Origin of the sequence: Shewanella sp. Scap07 (assembly GCF_013394145.1) — a bacterium.
Taxonomy (GTDB): domain Bacteria; phylum Pseudomonadota; class Gammaproteobacteria; order Enterobacterales; family Shewanellaceae; genus Shewanella; species Shewanella waksmanii.
The window spans coordinates 2,067,442-2,084,598 of sequence record NZ_CP041329.1; the positions used below are offsets into that span (position 1 = coordinate 2,067,442).

14 protein-coding genes are annotated in these 17,157 nt (G+C 44.0%); 8 read left to right on the forward strand and 6 right to left on the reverse strand.

The genetic code is table 11. The features are described from left to right. Position 1: 1 nt before the first annotated feature. The 3 genes from FLM48_RS09035 (at position 2) to FLM48_RS09045 (ending at position 2,061) form a co-directional block, all read left to right on the forward strand. Positions 2-352, forward strand: coding sequence for a DUF3802 family protein (locus tag FLM48_RS09035; RefSeq protein ID WP_028772973.1), 351 nt, complete (start codon positions 2-4; stop codon positions 350-352). 409 nt (positions 353-761) lie between these two features. Beyond that, a complete protein-coding gene (locus tag FLM48_RS09040) occupies positions 762-1,133 on the forward strand; it encodes an STAS/SEC14 domain-containing protein (protein ID WP_179024411.1) in 372 nt (123 codons plus the stop codon). A 55-nt stretch (positions 1,134-1,188) separates the two neighbouring features. Then, a complete protein-coding gene (locus tag FLM48_RS09045; protein ID WP_028772970.1) occupies positions 1,189-2,061 on the forward strand; it encodes a RimK/LysX family protein in 873 nt (290 codons plus the stop codon). 158 nt (positions 2,062-2,219) lie between these two features. Here the strand turns inward: FLM48_RS09045 and FLM48_RS09050 are convergent, their stop codons facing one another. After that, positions 2,220-4,853 carry a PAS domain-containing protein gene (locus tag FLM48_RS09050; protein ID WP_179024412.1) on the reverse strand — a complete coding sequence of 878 codons (2,634 nt, stop codon included), beginning with the start codon at positions 4,851-4,853 and terminating at the stop codon, positions 2,220-2,222. A 143-nt stretch (positions 4,854-4,996) separates the two neighbouring features. After that, positions 4,997-6,493 (reverse strand): methyl-accepting chemotaxis protein, encoded by a 1,497-nt coding sequence (locus tag FLM48_RS09055; RefSeq protein WP_179024413.1) that lies wholly within the window; start codon positions 6,491-6,493, stop codon positions 4,997-4,999. 387 nt (positions 6,494-6,880) lie between these two features. Here FLM48_RS09055 and pheS point away from each other — a divergent pair, with 387 nt between their 5' ends. The 4 genes from pheS (at position 6,881) to lpxM (ending at position 11,624) form a co-directional block, all read left to right on the forward strand. Beyond that, positions 6,881-7,864 carry a phenylalanine--tRNA ligase subunit alpha gene (gene pheS / locus FLM48_RS09060; RefSeq protein WP_179026320.1) on the forward strand — a complete coding sequence of 328 codons (984 nt, stop codon included), beginning with the start codon at positions 6,881-6,883 and terminating at the stop codon, positions 7,862-7,864. Between the two features lie 15 nt (positions 7,865-7,879). Beyond that, positions 7,880-10,267: a phenylalanine--tRNA ligase subunit beta gene (pheT, locus tag FLM48_RS09065; protein WP_179024414.1), complete on the forward strand. Its 2,388-nt coding sequence runs from the start codon at positions 7,880-7,882 to the stop codon at positions 10,265-10,267. 4 nt (positions 10,268-10,271) lie between these two features. Continuing rightward, entirely contained in the window at positions 10,272-10,568 is a 297-nt protein-coding gene (ihfA, locus tag FLM48_RS09070; RefSeq protein WP_028772965.1) for an integration host factor subunit alpha, read from the forward strand. Between the two features lie 117 nt (positions 10,569-10,685). Continuing rightward, entirely contained in the window at positions 10,686-11,624 is a 939-nt protein-coding gene (gene lpxM / locus FLM48_RS09075; protein WP_179024415.1) for a lauroyl-Kdo(2)-lipid IV(A) myristoyltransferase, read from the forward strand. 72 nt (positions 11,625-11,696) lie between these two features. Here lpxM and FLM48_RS09080 read toward each other — a convergent pair whose 3' ends face one another. The 3 genes from FLM48_RS09080 to FLM48_RS09090 form a co-directional block, all read right to left on the reverse strand. Continuing rightward, complete coding sequence (locus FLM48_RS09080) at positions 11,697-12,803, reverse strand: phosphoribosylaminoimidazolesuccinocarboxamide synthase (RefSeq protein WP_179024416.1); 1,107 nt, start codon at positions 12,801-12,803, stop codon at positions 11,697-11,699. 185 nt (positions 12,804-12,988) lie between these two features. Further along, the gene (locus tag FLM48_RS09085) at positions 12,989-13,789 is read right to left on the reverse strand and encodes an ABC transporter substrate-binding protein (protein WP_179024417.1); all 801 of its coding nucleotides are present in this window, start codon (positions 13,787-13,789) and stop codon (positions 12,989-12,991) included. 351 nt (positions 13,790-14,140) lie between these two features. After that, the gene (locus FLM48_RS09090; RefSeq protein WP_028772961.1) at positions 14,141-14,980 is read right to left on the reverse strand and encodes an isopenicillin N synthase family oxygenase; all 840 of its coding nucleotides are present in this window, start codon (positions 14,978-14,980) and stop codon (positions 14,141-14,143) included. 326 nt (positions 14,981-15,306) lie between these two features. On the opposite strand from FLM48_RS09090, the gene FLM48_RS09095 reads away from it, so the two are divergent. Further along, positions 15,307-16,212 (forward strand): bifunctional methionine sulfoxide reductase B/A protein, encoded by a 906-nt coding sequence (locus tag FLM48_RS09095; RefSeq protein WP_179024418.1) that lies wholly within the window; start codon positions 15,307-15,309, stop codon positions 16,210-16,212. A gap of 50 nt (positions 16,213-16,262) precedes the next feature. Here the strand turns inward: FLM48_RS09095 and FLM48_RS09100 are convergent, their stop codons facing one another. Continuing rightward, the gene (locus FLM48_RS09100) at positions 16,263-17,057 is read right to left on the reverse strand and encodes a DUF2797 domain-containing protein (protein WP_372847475.1); all 795 of its coding nucleotides are present in this window, start codon (positions 17,055-17,057) and stop codon (positions 16,263-16,265) included. Positions 17,058-17,157 lie beyond the last annotated feature (100 nt).

Consider the following 17,157-nt stretch of genomic DNA (forward strand, 5'->3'; position numbering starts at 1 on the left):
AATGGTTACAGATAAAGACGGCTACATGCACCTAATTCAGTATCTTACTGAGCACTTGGGTATATTTGAAACGCCCGGAGCAAATAGTGCCTCAGATGAAACTGTGATGGAGCTGTTTGAAGAGCAGTTATCTGCACAAATCATTATGGTGTGTGGACAAAATCCCTCATTAAATTTTGAGCAGCGTAATCATGTGATCCGTGAGATTGATGCCATTGTTTATGACCTAGAAGAAATCTTGGCTAATGTGGCCAAGCGTAAAGCGACTTCAGAGCAGACCTTATTTATCACTGAGTTTTCCGGCTTGATTAAAAACCTATTTGATCAGGAAATTGCCAAGCTCATTGCTTAACAATTATAAATAGTTACAGTCTTTTACAAGTCAGCGCTTGTTCTATCGAGGTGGCAGTCCTAATGTTAAGTTAATCAGGCATTGGGACTCAACATGCACTCTCACCGTTCAGCACGTTATTTAGTCCACTTTGGCATCTATTTGTTGTTGATGCTATTTTGCAGCGCACTCTATGTTTTTAGCCACAACGCAGTGGATTTAGGCTGGGGTTTCTTCCCAATGATTGTCTGTTTACCTTTTGTGCCGTTTATTTTAGTCTGGCTGGCTATCCAGTTTAGCCACCATTTACACTGCATACGTAGCTATCATCAGTATCAACCCCACTTGTTACACTGTATATTTACTGCCACACTTTTGTTGTTATTTGTCTTGCTGTTCATTTATTAGAATAAGATGGAGATATACGCTTATGCTGATGTTGTTAAATGAGTTTTCAGATAATATTGTGGCTGTAAGGCTAACTAATACTGTCGACAGTGAAGATATCACTTCACTGTTAGCAGAAGTCCAACAACGTTTACAACGTTATGCAAGCGTAAGAATTTGGTATGAGTTTGATAAAGACTTTACTAGCATGACGTTAGGATCTTTATGGGAAGAAGCGACATTATCATTATTTCATTTGACGGATATTTCTAGAGTTGTCATCATTTCCGCCAGTGAACATTCAACAGGTGTCGCGAACGCTTTGGCAATAATGATGCCTTGCCAAGTAGAGGTGTTCAATGCGGAGCAAAAAACACAAGCTCGGCAATGGCTAGTCAGTGATGATAAAGATTAAGCTCATTCACTGAAGTCAGTTATCTTTTATTTAAACATACACAATTGGGTCATCTATGCTGAAAAAGCTCGGTTTATTAGTAGTACTTTTCTCATCGCCTTTGTGGGCACAAGATAAAGCGATTATTGGCCAAAGTGCTAATATGCTTGTGGCACAAACTCAACTGCACTATGAAGCTAGAATTGATACCGGTGCCGTTAACACCTCTCTGCATGCGTTTGATATTGAGGTTGAAGGCGGCAGCGCCAAAAAGATGAAAGACAATATTGGTAAAACGGTATGGTTTACCACGGAAAATGGCGAAGGTGAACGTAAGCGCCTCAGTGCAAAAATTGTCAAAACCTCTACTGTGAGTAATTCACAGGGCCGCGAAACCCGTTATATGGTCGATTTAGATATCGGATTTGATGGCGATGAGCGTACGGTACGTGTCAATCTTCGTGACCGTAGCCATATGGATTATAAATTACTGATAGGACGTAACTGGCTAAAGGGCAAATACATTGTCGATGTTGCTGAGAAAAAGCTGATTGGTCCAGTCGCACCGATAAGTATTGAAGAGACAGGTTTAGTTTATAGCACCCGTATTGATACCGGCGCCGTTGAGAACTCTCTACATGCTGTTGATCTCGATATTGCTGGTGGTGTTGAGGATATGGAAGCCAATGTCGGTAAAATCATTAGTTTTACCACAGAAAATGAGAAGGGCGAGTCAAAGCGAGTAGATGCGATGATTGTTGAAACCTCGCTCATACGCAACGCCCAGGGCAGTGAAATACGCTACATGGTAGAACTTAAGATTGGCGAGCCTGGTGAAGAGTACAAGGTGAAAGTGAATCTGCGTGATCGTAGCAAGATGAGTCACAAACTACTTATCGGCCGCAACTGGCTACAAGGTCACTATTTAGTTGATGTCGATCTAAAATAAGCCAATCGTCAAATGCCTAGTATTAGCCAGTTAAGTGTTGAACTTAACTGGCTAATTTGTTTATAGGCCTTCTCTCATTTCAAACCCTTGTGTAGGCCTTTGAGCACCCACCAAGCAGCCAGATTGCTAATTTGTTTGACCTTTAATCTGTTTGAGCGCTAGCTAAAGTGGGTCAATTTAAGCTGACAAGATATTGCCGTATATTTATGGGCTTCACTATCAATGTGCAGTTGGCCATCAAACTCTGTGTTGAGCCAGAATGCCAGCTCATACAAGGTACCTGAACCTGCTCGTTGGGCGAGCATCTGATTGAGCTTTTCTAATTGTTGTTTGTCTAAGCCAACCCCATTGTCACGAATGTCGATGGCGATGCATTGATCATTAACCACTACCGACAACTCAATTTCAGCATTGTCTGGGATATTGGTTGGATCGAATGCCCTTGACGCTGAGTTTTGCAGTAAACCAAAAAATATCTGCAACAACGTCAATGGCGGCAACTGCACGTGCTTGGCATTTTTAGCACTCACATTAAGGCGAATGCGCTTTTCTGCCAGTATCGGCGTCATAATCGCATCAAAGTGTAATAAGAACTGCGATAACCTGATCGCGCGGCCATCTGTGGCATGGCCAAGCAACTGACGCAAGTGACGTAAATTATCGGTTTGCCTCGCCAGCAACATCGCGAACTGTTGCTCGTTTTGTTCAGTCGATTGTGGCTGATTGAGATGGGTGAATAACTGCTCTTGAATGTTTGATAGCGCCAATAGCGCATTGTCCATAAACTGCGGATATAGCCCTTGGTTTTGCTGGTTGATGGTGGCTAACTGCTGTGAATGTGCCAACTGCTTTGCTAGCTCATCTTGCAGTTTAGTCCCATTTTCAATTGTTTGTTGTAGGGCCAATTGATTCGTCTGTAAGGTGTTGAGCTGTTGTTTTAGCTCACTAATGGTTTCGGTGTGCTCATCACGCTGATTGGTGATTTGACTAATATCGATTGCCATCGCGCCAATAGAGGTGACCATGCCTTCTGCATTGCTAATAGGGTACTTAGATACCAAGAAGGTTTGTTCGCCATGGGCGGTCGGTATGGGCTGCTCAAAGCAGTGGGGCTTATCGGTCCCATAGACAATACTATCGTGGTGAGCAACGATTTCGGCGATATGAGGCGGGTAGATGTCGATATCCCGTAAGCCGATGAGCTTGTCCCTTTCAATACCAATCACTTCACAGAACTTGTCATTAACCAAGTTGTAGCTACCATCGACATCTTTAATGCAGATAAGGTTCTGAGAGGCATTTAATAAAGAACTCAGTTCCGTTTCTTTAACCTTGAGTTCGCTCTGTGCTTGTTTTTGCACGACTAACTGCTGCTCTAACGCTAAGTTGCTAGCATCAAGGCTCGCATAGGCCACTTCAAGCTGATGGCTTCTGGCAATAAATGCTCTTGCTAACTTACCAATTTCATCTTTGCGGGTATTGGCATCGAGCTCAAGTTGCGCGGTGTTGCCTTCATCTAAACTGGTGGCCATTACCGCCACAGGTTTAACAAATAATCGGTGTTGGCTCAGAAACAAAATAAACAACGCTGCTAGCTGAGATAGCAGTAAAAACGCGCCAATCTTAATGGCCACCGTATTCGCTTGTGCTGCCAAGGAGGAGACCGGTGTAACCAGAACAACTTTCCAATGGGTCTTAGGCATTATAAAGACCGTTACTAAGGCTGACTCACCTTGCATCGGGTCTCGTTCAATAGAGAAGGTAGAGATCATTTTGGTGGTGGTTTCGCTGCGATTGGTATTGGCATTAATAATGGCTGCCAGTTTAATGCGCTGCGAGCGACTCACCCCCTCAAATAACTCGTCTAATTGTTCTGCCTGATACAGAGGCGACTGCTCTGAGCGCTTAATAAAGTCACTATCTGCCACGGCTATGGCTTCATTAATAGGTTCCATTTGTGGGAAAGCTGCGGCATAACTGGTAAAAGGTTGCGCCAGGAACGCATCAGCAGCAGGAGTGGTATTTGATTCGCCGCTGGGTTGGGTATCAAGTGGGTATGACAATAGCTGATTAAGACTATCAAGCACAAACACATAGCCACCGGCATTAGCGGTAAAATCTGCACTATTAAAAAACTTATTGATAGCTTCTAGGCGAATGTCGACCGTAGACACCCCAATGAATTCATGGTCGCGCCACATAGGAGCCGATGCGGTAACCATTATTTCCTTAGTGTGCGGGTCGGTATAGGCGGGAGACCAATAAGCACTGCCATGGGGAATAAAACGGGTGGGTTTGTACCAAGGCTCATCTTGGTAGCGCTCGCCGTCGTCGTTGTAACTGTATACCCGCACAAATTGCTGATCATCGCTGCGGGTCCAAAAATAACTGTCTTGCTGTTTATTCTCGTTAAATGCGCCAGGTTCCGGCCATACGCCGCCGCCGACAATTAAATTATGATAATGATTAATATCCAACATGGGAGGGACCAAGTTGGCAATCTCAATACTGCGCTTTTGATAGGTTTCACCAATGCTACCAACAGCAAGTGCAAGACTCTCAATTTTAGCGACATCTTCTTGAGCTAACGCGACAATGGCTTGGCCTTTACTTTGGCTCAGAGTCTGCTCGGTTTCCATATGATGCTTGGTTTCTATAGAAAATATTAACCACATGCTGGTGGCAATAATGACGATTGCGACGGCAAACTGAATAACAGAGAGTTTAAACGGTAAGCTGTTAAGCCAGTGATTATTAGCAGACAAAACACTACTGTCTTTCGGTTTTTCCATAGGTACTGCGGTGTCCAAGCGGTTTTACTAGTCTGTCTATTACCATAGAACAAATTTAACAATCATTAAACTGTTGTTTATTTTCACGTAATAAAAAAGGAGCCGCAGCTCCTGATTTATTGTAAACATAGGTTTCACAGTGTTTAGATTTTTAACCCAACTAACAGTTGGTCAAGTTCTTCAGCCGTTGCATGCAATTCATCACAACCTGAGACAGATTGATTTGCCGATTGCTCAACGTTGTGAGATTGATTGCGTATTTCCATCAGGTTAGTGGCTATTTCATTGGCCACGGCTGATTGCTCCTCGGCCGATGTGGCAATTAACACACTCATTTCATAAACCTTGTTACTATGGTGAGAGATGGCGTTAAGATCATCACCGGTATTGAGTACATGTTTTTTGCCTTCCTCAGCTTTATCAACAGTACGTTTCATTACATGTGTCAGGTTTTCTGAGCCTGTTTGTAATGACTCAATCATCGCTTTGATCTCTACCGTTGCCTCTTGAGTACGGCCTGCTAAGGTTCTAACTTCATCGGCGACAACTGCGAACCCTCGTCCTTGTTCACCGGCGCGTGCGGCTTCAATGGCGGCATTCAATGCCAATAGGTTGGTTTGCTCACTAATGGCGTTAATCGTGGTGACGACTTCATCAATTTTAGCCGCGTTATCATTTAACGTGGTGACGGCATTTGAAGCATCTTCAATTTCATTAGATAGCACACCAATAGCGTCAACCGTGGTTGCAATATCTTTGGAGCCTTTTTCCACTTGATGGTTGGCTTCTTGGGTTTCAAGCGAAGATTGCTCCGCATTGCGAGCCACTTCTTTTACTGCTGCTGTCATCTCTTCCATGGCTGTTGCCAGAGAATCAAGGTGCGAGCGTTGATTTGCCGCGAGAGACTGGCCATCTTCTGCGGTATGGCGGAAATCTTGCACCACTTGCCGGATCTGATCGTTTGCTTGGGTTAATCGTTTAACTAGTGTGTGCTGGCGCTCAACTAACGTGTCGATACTGATTGCTAAGATACTGAACTCATCTTTTACTTCAAAAAAGTTCAGACGGCCAGTTAAGTCACCGTCGGCGGCCCGTTTTAACGCCATTACACTGGTATACAGTGCGCCACCAACAAAAGTGGAAATGTAATAGCTACTGATTAATACCACCAAAATGAGCAATACCAATGCGCCAATCACTATATTTCGTGATTCGGCCAGCGCCTCGCGGTGGGAGGCCACCGGCAGTGTCGCGGTGAGATCGCCACTGGTATTGCTTAACGCGATTTGCTTCGAACCTTGGCTAACGGCCTGTTGTTGTCTTTTCGCTTGCATTAGTGATGAGGACAACTGCTGCGTAGGCTGGACTAGGCCTGCATTACGTAAATCATCGATAAAACGTTGCTGCTGTTCGGGATTGATGTATTGCTGACTGATCTCTGCAACCCGCACTAATTGATTAGCGTGTTCGATGGCGGCGTGTTGGTGGCTACTTGAGAGTTTATTGCTGAACTGACTATACAGCAGTACTGATAGTGCAATAAGAGTCACAATGGGGATGATGGCTAAAATAGTAAATTTGGCTTTTAGTGTCAGATGGATAAGGTATTGGTCTATCCAACGAAATTTGACTTCTTTCATAGTTCATTCTCTATCCGGCTAGCGGTTTCATTGCTTGTCTTTGTTATTATCGGTTCATCATCGAACAACTTAATCGATAAATGACGATATTTTAATTAACTGTTGTTTATTTGCGCGCTTAGGGTTGCGCATTTGTAATTATTATCTACAAGAGTGTATATCGCATTGATGCAGACTGCGAGAAATAGTCAAGGTAAGGATTTAGGTTGTTCAATAAAGCCGCATCGACCAATATAAGCGGTTTTTGTGGTAAAAAAGAACCAATTACCCCTAGTCAAAGTCGCCAAGCTCACGTAAAATTTGTCTCTTTTTCTATTTTCGTAAGATAAATAGCTAGCAATGAACGCCATGGCCTAAAAAGCTAGGCCAACCGCACTGGAAGAGATGATGTCAAACTTAACAGAGATCGTAGAACAGGCCTTGGAGGCTATCGAAAGGGAAAATGATCTAAAATCCCTCGATAAGCTTCGTGTCGATTACCTAGGTAAGAAAGGTAAGATTACCGACATGATGAAGATGATGGGTAAATTAAGTGCTGAAGAAAAGCCAGCATTTGGTCAAGCTGTCAACCAAGCAAAACAAGCTGTTCAAAAGCAACTAACACAGCGTATTGAGAAGCTAAAAGCCGCTGAGCTAGAAGCTAAGTTAGCAGCTGAGAGTATCGATGTTACTCTGCCTGGCCGTCGCATTGATAATGGTGGCTTACACCCTGTCACTCGTACAATCGAACGTATTGAAACTTTCTTTGGTGAGTTGGGCTTCAGTGTCAAGCAAGGGCCAGAAATCGAAGATGATTTCCATAATTTCGATGCGCTTAATATCTCTGAGCATCACCCTGCACGTGCCGATCACGATACGTTCTATTTCAATCCGAAAACCATGTTACGTACGCAAACTTCAGGCGTACAAATCCGTACCATGGAAAATGAACAACCTCCTTTGCGTATTATCTCTCCAGGTCGTGTTTACCGTAATGACTACGATCAGACGCATACCCCAATGTTCCATCAGGTTGAAGGGTTATTAGTGGATGAGAACGTTAACTTTGCGGAACTAAAAGGTATCTTGCACGATTTCTTACGTAACTTTTTTGAAGAAGATTTACAGGTACGTTTCCGTCCATCTTACTTCCCATTCACAGAACCGTCTGCAGAAGTTGACGTAATGGGTAAGAACGGTAAATGGCTAGAAGTGCTTGGCTGCGGCATGGTACATCCCAATGTATTGCGCAGTGTAGGTATTGACCCTGAAAAGTATCAAGGTTTTGCCTTTGGTATGGGGGTTGAGCGTCTATCGATGTTGCGTTATGGCGTTAACGATTTACGTTCATTCTTCGAGAATGACCTACGTTTCCTTAAGCAATTCAAATAACGGAGCAGTAACAGCATGAAATTTAGTGAATCTTGGCTCCGTGAGTGGGTCAACCCAGCGGTGACTCGCGATGAGTTATCACATCAAATTACGATGGCTGGTCTAGAAGTTGACGGTGTTGACGCCGTTGCTGGTGAGTTTAGCGGTGTTGTGGTTGGTGAAGTGGTTGAATGTGGCCAACACCCTGACGCCGACAAATTGCGCGTAACCAAAATTAATGTCGGCGAAGCCGAATTGATTGACATCGTCTGTGGTGCGCCTAACTGCCGCCAGGGGCTTAAAGTCGCTGTGGCAATGGTAGGAGCTAAACTACCTGGTGATTTTAAAATTAAGAAGGCTAAGCTGCGTGGTCAGCCATCTTTCGGCATGCTTTGTTCATACGGTGAGCTTGGCATTGATATCGAAAGCGATGGCATCATCGAGCTACCAAGTGACGCGCCAATTGGCACCGATATTCGCCAGTACCTTGACCTAGAAGATGCCGTTATTGATGTAGATTTGACTGCTAACCGTGCCGACTGTTTAGGTATGGTAGGTTTAGCTCGTGAAGTCGGCGTTCTAAACCGTGCGGAAGTGACCACGCCGAGTTGGGATGCCGTGACGCCATCAATTGATGATGTCATTGCTATCGACAACCAAGCGCCAGCGTCATGCCCACGATATTTAGGTCGTATTGTTAAAGGTGTTAACCTGCAAGCGCCTACACCATTATGGATGCAAGAGAAGTTACGCCGCAGTGGTATACGTTCAATCGACCCGATTGTTGATGTGACCAACTATGTATTGATTGAGTTTGGTCAGCCAATGCATGCGTTTGATCTGGCTACTCTCAATGGCGATATCACGATTCGTCTTGCTGATGGTAAAGAGAAGCTTACTTTACTAGATGGCAATGAAATCACTGTACCGGATGACACCTTAGTTATCGCCGATCAGCAACAAGCATTGGCACTAGCAGGTGTGTTTGGCGGTGAAGCGTCAGGCGTAACGGATAAAACTCAAGATATTATGCTTGAGTGTGCTTTCTTCGCACCACTTGCGATTATGGGTAAGTCTCGTCGACTTGGCCTGCATACTGATTCTTCACACCGCTTTGAGCGTGGTGTTGACCCTGAGCTGCAGCATAAAGTTATCGACAGAGCGACTCGTTTAGTACTGGATATTTGTGGCGGTGAAGCTGGCCCAGTTGTTGAGTCTAAATCTGATGAACACCTACCTAAGCCAGCTAACATCGTGTTACGTCGTAGCAAGCTTGACCGTGTACTAGGTCATCATATTAGCGACGCCGACGTCAGTGAAATTTTGACTCGCCTTGGCTTTAGCGTTGAAGTCAATGAAGGCAGCTGGAGTGTAACTACTGCGACCTATCGCTTTGATATGGCTATCGAAGAAGATTTGATAGAAGAAGTGGCACGTATCTACGGTTACAACAACATTCCAAACATTGCGCCTGTGGCTTCATTGAGCATGCCTGACCATAAAGAGTCAGACATTAACTTACGCCGTGTACGCAGCATGCTAGTCGCTCGTGGCTTCCAAGAGGCGGTGACCTATAGCTTTGTTGACCCTAAATTGCAGGCCTTAGTACACCCTGAGCAAGAAGCCATGGTGCTACCGAATCCTATTTCTGTTGAAATGTCGGCAATGCGTTTGTCAATGTTTACCGGTTTATTAGGTGCAGTGGGCTATAACCAAAGCCGTCAGCAAAACCGAGTGCGTTTATTTGAAACGGGTCTTCGATTCGTGCCTGACGAAACAGCTGATTCTAACGTTCGTCAACAAGCGATGTTAGGCGCGGTAATTTCTGGGACGCAAAATGATGAACATTGGTCAATGGAAGCCAAAACAGTCGATTTCTTTGATCTTAAAGGTGACCTTGAAGCAATTATCGGCTTGACAGTTTCAGAACAAGAATTTACTTTTAGATCAGCAACACACCCAGCGCTTCATCCTGGGCAATGTGCTGAAATATTAAGAAATGATCGAGTAATTGGTGTCATTGGTGCGGTACATCCATCGCTAGAAAAGCCATTTGGTCTTAATGGAAAGACCATTGTTTTTGAGCTTGAATTAGACGCTTTATTACACGCAAGTTTGCCGCAAGCCCAGACTGTATCTAAGTTTCCAGCAAACCGTCGAGACATTGCCATCGTTGTTGATGAAAGTGTGTCAGCAGGAAATGTTGTAAAATTGATAAGAAAAGTTGGCGAAAATCAGTTGGTTGGCTTAAACTTGTTCGATGTATACCAAGGTAAAGGTGTTGAAACAGGCAAAAAGAGTCTGGCGATAGCACTTACACTACAAGACAACACTCGTACACTTGAAGAAAAAGAAATTGCTGAGATGGTAGATAAGGTAGTTTCTGAACTCAAGTCAGAGTTCAACGCATTGTTGAGGGATTAAAAGTATGGCACTTACCAAAGCCGAAATGGCAGAGCATCTTTTTGAAACGCTTGGAATTAACAAACGAGTAGCTAAAGAGATGGTTGAGTCGTTTTTCGAAGAAATTCGTCAAGCGTTAGAAAGTGGTGAGCAGGTCAAGTTATCTGGCTTTGGCAACTTTGACCTAAGGGACAAGAATCAAAGACCGGGAAGAAACCCAAAAACTGGTGAAGATATCCCGATCTCAGCTCGTCGAGTGGTGACTTTCCGCCCGGGGCAGAAGCTTAAAAGCAGAGTAGAAGAAGCTAACGCAGACAAGTAATACTGCATCAGTCTCTTTAAAGGCCACTCTTATGAGTGGCTTTTTCTGTTAGGCAACTTTTTAACAAATATTGCAAACAATCCGTTTGCCAAAACATGTGTGTTTGAGGTTTATTTTTTGTCTAGAAAACCAAAATATTTTGACCGCCGTTTTAGGTTGTCGTTATTACACCCCAAATTATGGTCAACTTGGCTGGCTATCGGAGTGTTGGTTGGATTTGGATTGTTACCTGCTTGGTTACGTGATCCCATCGCAAAACAATTGGCCAAGCTGGTAAAAAAGATCGCTAAGAAACCTTTGCGAGTGGCGAGGGCAAATCTTACAGCGTGTTTCCCTGATAAATCAGCTGCAGAAATCGAGCAGTTAATTCATGAGAATGTCGAAAACTTTGTCATGATACTACTGGCGCAGTCTGAATTAATGGTGCGCTCTACGGCTAATTTAAAGCGCCGTGTTGAGCTACATGGTTTCGAGCACGTAGAGCAGGCAAAAAAGGCTGGGCAGCCAGTGGTATTTATCATGCCCCATGTTTGGGGAATTGAGTATGCTGGTTTGCGGCTCAACACTCAGTTACCTATGGTCACAATGGCTAAAGCGCATCGCAATGAACTATTTGATTGGTTTAATAACCGTATGCGTAGCTCTCAAGGTGGCAATGTTTATATGCGTGAAGCGGGCATTAGAGCGCTATTGTCTGAGCTTAAATTGGGTAACAGCTTTTTTTATTTGCCCGATGAAGACCTGGGGCCTGATAAAAGTATTTTCGCGCCATTTTTAGGGACCGTAAAAGCCACTTTGCCGGTGGTAGGGCGGCTAGCACAGGCGGGTAACGCTCAAGTGATGCCGGTTAAAATTGGTTATGATCAGGGTAAGCGTAAATACCAACTCACAGTTATGCCGCCTATAGATCCGCAATCAATGCAGGGTAAAGACAATGAAGCGCTTGCGCTTAACCAAGCGGTAGAGCAGGTGATTAAAGCCTATCCTGAGCAATATATGTGGTTCTTAAAGGTGCTGAAAACTCGCCCCGCTGGCGAGCCTTCAATTTATCAGTAAAGATAGCCTGGAGCTGTTGTTACAAAAAAGCCGTCATAGAGAAGACGGCTTTTTGTTATTTGCGACCAACGATCACTCAACGATCAATTGATAGTCATTGCGCAGTACATCGATAATTTCTTGACGAGGATTATCACTGAGGGTGAGCTTTTTCCCTATAACGGTCTCGGCAATTCCGACATAGGTGTTGGAAATATCCATCATTACGCTAGTGGGTAACTTATTGTCAGTTGCCAGGGTGAGTCGCTCTTGCATGCGGTTTTTGTTCAGCAAAATATCGGGATCAGGGAAGTGGTTTAGCAACCATTGTCTGAAGCCTTCTTTTGATTTCTCTACAATTTGACCTTCGCGACGAGCGGGTCCATCCCAAATACGTGATGAATCTGGCGTACCGACTTCATCCATATAGATCAGCTTTTGGTTACCGCTTGCATCATTGACGTAGCCAAACTCAAATTTTGTATCAACAAAAATCTGATCTTGCTCAGCCAGTGCGGCACTAATGACATCAAAGCCCTGTTTAAGCAACTTTTCATACTGACTAATATCATCGGTATTGCGGAAATTAAAGCCTGCGTAGTGACGCTCAATGTCACTGCGCGATACATTGACATCATCAGCTTCAGGCACACCTTCAAGGCCGGTTAAAATACCTTTGGTAGACGGGGTGATCAGTAACTCTGGTAATTTTTGATCTTTCTCTAGTCCTTCAGGCAAAGTAATTCCGCAAAACTCTCGTTCACCATTGCTGTACGCACGCCACATTGAACCTGTGATGTATTGGCGAGCAATGGCCTCAATCATGATAGGTTGGGCTTTTTGTACAATCCAAACAAATGGGTGCGGGACGTCCAAAATATGGCTATCTGCAAGGCCTTGCTCTTTAAATAATTTAAACCAGTGATTGGAAATAGCATTAAGCGCTGCGCCTTTACCTGGTACACCATTCAAGCCATTTTCGCCTTGCCAAATGCAATCAAACGCCGAAATACGATCGCTTATCACCATAATAGCCAGTGGTGTATCAGCGGGTACATCGTAACCCTTTTGTTCAATAAGACGCGCACTATCTGCGGCGGTTAACCAATAGACACTGCGTACTTTTCCAGAGTGAACCGCTTTATCAGTGCGGATCGGCAGGTCGTCGTTGACGGCTAAAACTTTGTTTGACGGATTCATAGGGTCTATTGTTATTTATCATGTTGGTGAAGGAAGTTTTCGGCGGGAATTGTAGCAGAACTTGACTCACTCAACAGCTATTTCAGTCGCAATTTCAACTGCTAAACAGTGTGTTCTCATATTAAGAAAATTAACTGTGCATAGGCTGACCTCACAGCATGTTCTTGCTGTGAGTATGGGCAAGTTTACAACCTTGGTGCTGGACTGCTCGCCACCGTGTAACGCGAGATAATCTCGGCAATCTTATGCTCTTGATGCATATTGATGATGCCGTGATTAAGCTGATTGATTAATCTCTGCGGCATTTTTTCGTTGTGAGAAATATGGATGTTATTAGGTTTAATGGTGTCGGAGAAATCATTAAAGGCAAATAAGCGTTTGTTAAACCCATAGCGTTCAATGGTGTAATGACTGCGAATCCCCATAGAGACAAAGCCCTTACCGCGGTTATTCAATAGCGCATTGAGTGCACTTTGGTGGCTATTGACTGCAAAAGCTTTGATCTGGCCTGAGTCTATGTATTGTTGCAGGCCTGGGTAACTGTACCCTTTAAGCAATATGACCGTTTCACCAAATAGATCGTCGATACGCTGATAGTGGAACGGGTCGGCAGAGCGGGTAAGCAATTGATGGTGCACAGTGAATAATGGGGTCGCCACTAGGTGAGTGTTTTGAATTGCGACCGCTTGATGCTGGGCCCATACTGGAGAGCCGTAGCTAATCCAAGGTTGCATCTGTTTTTCATTCATTGAGCGAATATAACGCAAAAAAGGTGCGTGTTCAGTACGCAGTTGTTGTTTTAGGTAGTGCTTTGCAAGATGGTTGACGATATCGGTAATGATGCCGCTGTATTCAATGGCGTCTGTTTGGCTATGCACAATTTGAAACGGCTCGGCTTGCTGAGCGATAACTAAATAAGTTAGTGGTTTGGCTGCAATTGACAACGGTGCGAATAGCAGCAAGAAGACGACAAGCCTTTTGTACATCCAGCGCAACCTTTATTGTTATTATGTTAATACCATCAAGGCTAAAACATAATATTATGTAAACGTGATAGCAAGCAAAATTTGCTATTAAGTTGATGTTTTTAAAGTTTTTGTGATGCTGTAGTGGCAGGTAGATTCTAGCGTAAGACGATTGGCGTTATCTGTTATGTGTTTAGTAAAGTGCTTTACGCGAACACAGACCGTTTTATAGGCATTATCCGCGTCTTAAGCCAAGCTAAACCGCATGTTTAGCTATTTTAACCAATCGTACTCTTAAGTTGATTGGAGCGGGGTCAGCTCAAGTTTTGGCGACTTAAACTGACTTGCCGTGGCACTAAAGGGTTTGTTTTGTTAGATCACACCCAATTCACGTAACCTTTCCATTAGATAGCTGTCTGCGGTATAGCGACTTGAAAGCACGACTTCTGGTTTCGGGTGGAGAAACAGCGGCAACGAAATACGAGAGCGACTCATATCCGCCCCTTCGGGGTTAATCACTCTGTGAGTGGTTGATGGGAAGTACCCACCAGAGGCTTCTTGCAACATGTCTCCAATATTGATGATCAGGTTGCCAAAATCACAGGGTACGTCTAACCACTGACCATCTTTGGCTTTAACTTGCAGTCCGGGCTCATTGGCTGCGGGCAAGATGGTAAGCAAGTTAATGTCTTCATGTGCGGCGGCACGAATGGCACCGGGTTCTTCATCACCAGACATTGGTGGGTAATGTAAAATTCGCAACAGTGTCTTGTGGCTTTGCTCTATCATTTTAGGCAGAGCAATAGAGTAATTGACGGCAATTTCTGCTGGTGTATGAGCTTCTACCCAGCTTAGCAACTCTGCTGCTAAGTCATTAGCTTGCTGATAATAGGCAATAATGTTGTCTTTTAAAGCAGGTGGGATGCGTCCCCAAGGGTAAACATGGTAGTACTCTTTAATGTCTTTAACTGTTGCGCCTTTGGCGGTTTCAGAGACTTCAGCTGGGAAAAAGCCATCTTGAGTTTCCGGCTTAAACAAGTATTGCTGTTTTTCATCACTATTAAAGAAGTCTTGCCATTGCTGATAAATGGTTTCAACGAGTTGCTTGTCAATGGGATGTTGAGTAAGCACCCCAAAGCCTGTCTCTCTTAATGACTCGACAAATTGCTGCGCACTATCTGCTGCTTGATAATTTATGGTTGGTAGTTGCATCTGCTTTTCGCTTTTATTGTATGTTTGACCCAAGATAGATAGTAGCCTGCATTATTTTAGCCTGCAAACAAGTGTGACATAAGTCACTGTTTTATTGTTTTTAATTTAGGTTTAGGTGATCGAAAAAGCCCATTAATAACGTAATATCAGTCAGATGAGTGTAAACAAGCATCAGCAAAATAATTTTGCTAATATCTTAGTAAATTAGTCAGATACTTAATCTGTTGACTCAGTTGAGTTATCGCTGCAAATGATGACAGAAATTGACCTTAAGTCCGGTCTAGGTAGTTATAAGCAATCGCGAGTTAGAGAGTTGGAGAGTATTAATGCGTGAGTTAACTGAATTCGAACGATATGTCATTGAAGAAAAAGGCACTGAGCGACCTTTTAGCGGTGAGTACCACCTACATGATGCTAAGGGGGTGTATGTTTGCAAGCGTTGTGATCAGCCGCTTTACTTGAGCGAACATAAGTTTAATGCCCATTGTGGTTGGCCTGCGTTTGATGATGAGATTGCCGGGGCAGTTAACAGGATTCCAGATGCCGATGGCCAACGAACAGAAATCGTATGCAGTGGTTGCGATGGCCATTTAGGCCATGTTTTTGCCGGTGAGCGCTTAACAGACAAAAACTTGCGCCATTGCGTTAACTCTGTCTCCATGAGTTTTAAAGCGTTAGATGATCAGGCACAAAATCAAAGTACAACTGAATTTGCAACCTTTGGCGGTGGCTGCTTCTGGTGTATCGAAGCCGTATTTAGTCAATTAGCCGGAGTGTTAACCGTTCAGTCTGGCTATAGCGGTGGTGATGAGTCGGATGCAAATTACAAAGCGGTTTGTAGCGGAACGACCGCCCATGCTGAAGTGGTTCATATTGAGTTTGACCCCAAAGTGATCTCTTTTGATGAGTTATTGGCTGTATTTTGGCAAAGCCATGATCCGACAACGTTAAACCGTCAAGGTAACGATATTGGGCCGCAATACCGTTCAGTGGTGTTCATTCACAATAGTGCGCAAAGTGATAGCGTTAATCAGGATATTGAACAGATGACCCGAGCTAGGCTATGGCCCGATCCTATCGTCACTCAAGTGAGTGCTTTCGACCGCTTTTTCCCTGCTGAGTCATACCATGATGACTACTTTGCTCAACATGGTGAGCAGCCATACTGCCAAATAGTGGTTAAGCCGAAAGTGGATAAAGTTAAACAGTTATTTGCTGACAAGCTAAAGTAGGGCACGTAGAACAAGGCTGCGTTGGCTAAGTGCCAACGCAGCTCGATTGATTAACTCAATTCAATTTCATAAGAGGTGAATTTTCGAAGGTTAATCACGCCGGTATCAAAAATTAAGTACTGACCTTTTATGCCCTGAAGAACACCGGATACTTCGGGGTTTTTATCAAAATTGTGCGAACTAATCTTAGTTGGATATTGGCTCACCGGAAATGAGATCGACTGGGGTGCATTGTCTAATCTCTCAATGGCGTATTCACCATGTTCCATTGCCAGTTCGTGCAAGCGTGTTTCAATTTCAGGTAGCAATTCAGCCGCTTTGGCTTGCAAGTCCATTGGTGACTCATCGCCTTTAAGCATTGCACGCCAATTGGTTTTGTCTGCGATCATTTTTGCCAGCTCAACTTCAACAAGCCCTGACAATTGGCGGCTTGATACTTTCAGTATTGCTAGTGCTTGAGTCGCGCCTTGGTCAATCCAGCGTGTAGGCAGTTGAGTATGACGAGTAATGCCGACTTTTAAACCTGAGGTATTCGACAAGTAAACATAGTGGGGTACGAAACAGTTGGCTTGCCCCCATTCAGGCTCTCGGCAGGTACCTTGATCATAATGGCAGGTTTCCGGCTTCATAATACACATGTCGCAGCTAGCAAGTTTCTTCATACAAACAAAACAGTGCCCTTGCGAGTAGCTTTTCTTGGTTTTCTTGCCGCAGTTACAGCAGTGAATATTACCGGTATGCACTAATGTCAGTGTTTTGCCTATATACGGGTTCATGTCGACTAACTGATCGCCAAGTGGCAATTGATAGCTAACTTCACCTTGCGCATTGAGTGCGCTCTTCATTTTTCTGATATGACCAATAGTGGTGTTTGACATTGCGTTTCCAAAGCTATTTTTATGATTTGGTAGCTAGTCTAACAGATTATCATCGACAACTTAGAAC

Coding starts and splice junctions, on each gene's coding strand:
- FLM48_RS09035 (WP_028772973.1), top strand. CDS start 2: ATGGTTACAGATAAAGACGGCTACATGCACCTAATTCAGTATCTTACT.
- FLM48_RS09040 (WP_179024411.1), top strand. CDS start 762: ATGCTGATGTTGTTAAATGAGTTTTCAGATAATATTGTGGCTGTAAGG.
- FLM48_RS09045 (WP_028772970.1), top strand. CDS start 1,189: ATGCTGAAAAAGCTCGGTTTATTAGTAGTACTTTTCTCATCGCCTTTG.
- FLM48_RS09050 (WP_179024412.1), bottom strand. CDS start 4,853: ATGGAAAAACCGAAAGACAGTAGTGTTTTGTCTGCTAATAATCACTGG.
- FLM48_RS09055 (WP_179024413.1), bottom strand. CDS start 6,493: ATGAAAGAAGTCAAATTTCGTTGGATAGACCAATACCTTATCCATCTG.
- pheS (WP_179026320.1), top strand. CDS start 6,881: ATGTCAAACTTAACAGAGATCGTAGAACAGGCCTTGGAGGCTATCGAA.
- pheT (WP_179024414.1), top strand. CDS start 7,880: ATGAAATTTAGTGAATCTTGGCTCCGTGAGTGGGTCAACCCAGCGGTG.
- ihfA (WP_028772965.1), top strand. CDS start 10,272: ATGGCACTTACCAAAGCCGAAATGGCAGAGCATCTTTTTGAAACGCTT.
- FLM48_RS09080 (WP_179024416.1), bottom strand. CDS start 12,803: ATGAATCCGTCAAACAAAGTTTTAGCCGTCAACGACGACCTGCCGATC.
- FLM48_RS09085 (WP_179024417.1), bottom strand. CDS start 13,789: ATGTACAAAAGGCTTGTCGTCTTCTTGCTGCTATTCGCACCGTTGTCA.
- FLM48_RS09090 (WP_028772961.1), bottom strand. CDS start 14,980: ATGCAACTACCAACCATAAATTATCAAGCAGCAGATAGTGCGCAGCAA.
- FLM48_RS09095 (WP_179024418.1), top strand. CDS start 15,307: ATGCGTGAGTTAACTGAATTCGAACGATATGTCATTGAAGAAAAAGGC.
- FLM48_RS09100 (WP_372847475.1), bottom strand. CDS start 17,057: ATGAAGAGCGCACTCAATGCGCAAGGTGAAGTTAGCTATCAATTGCCA.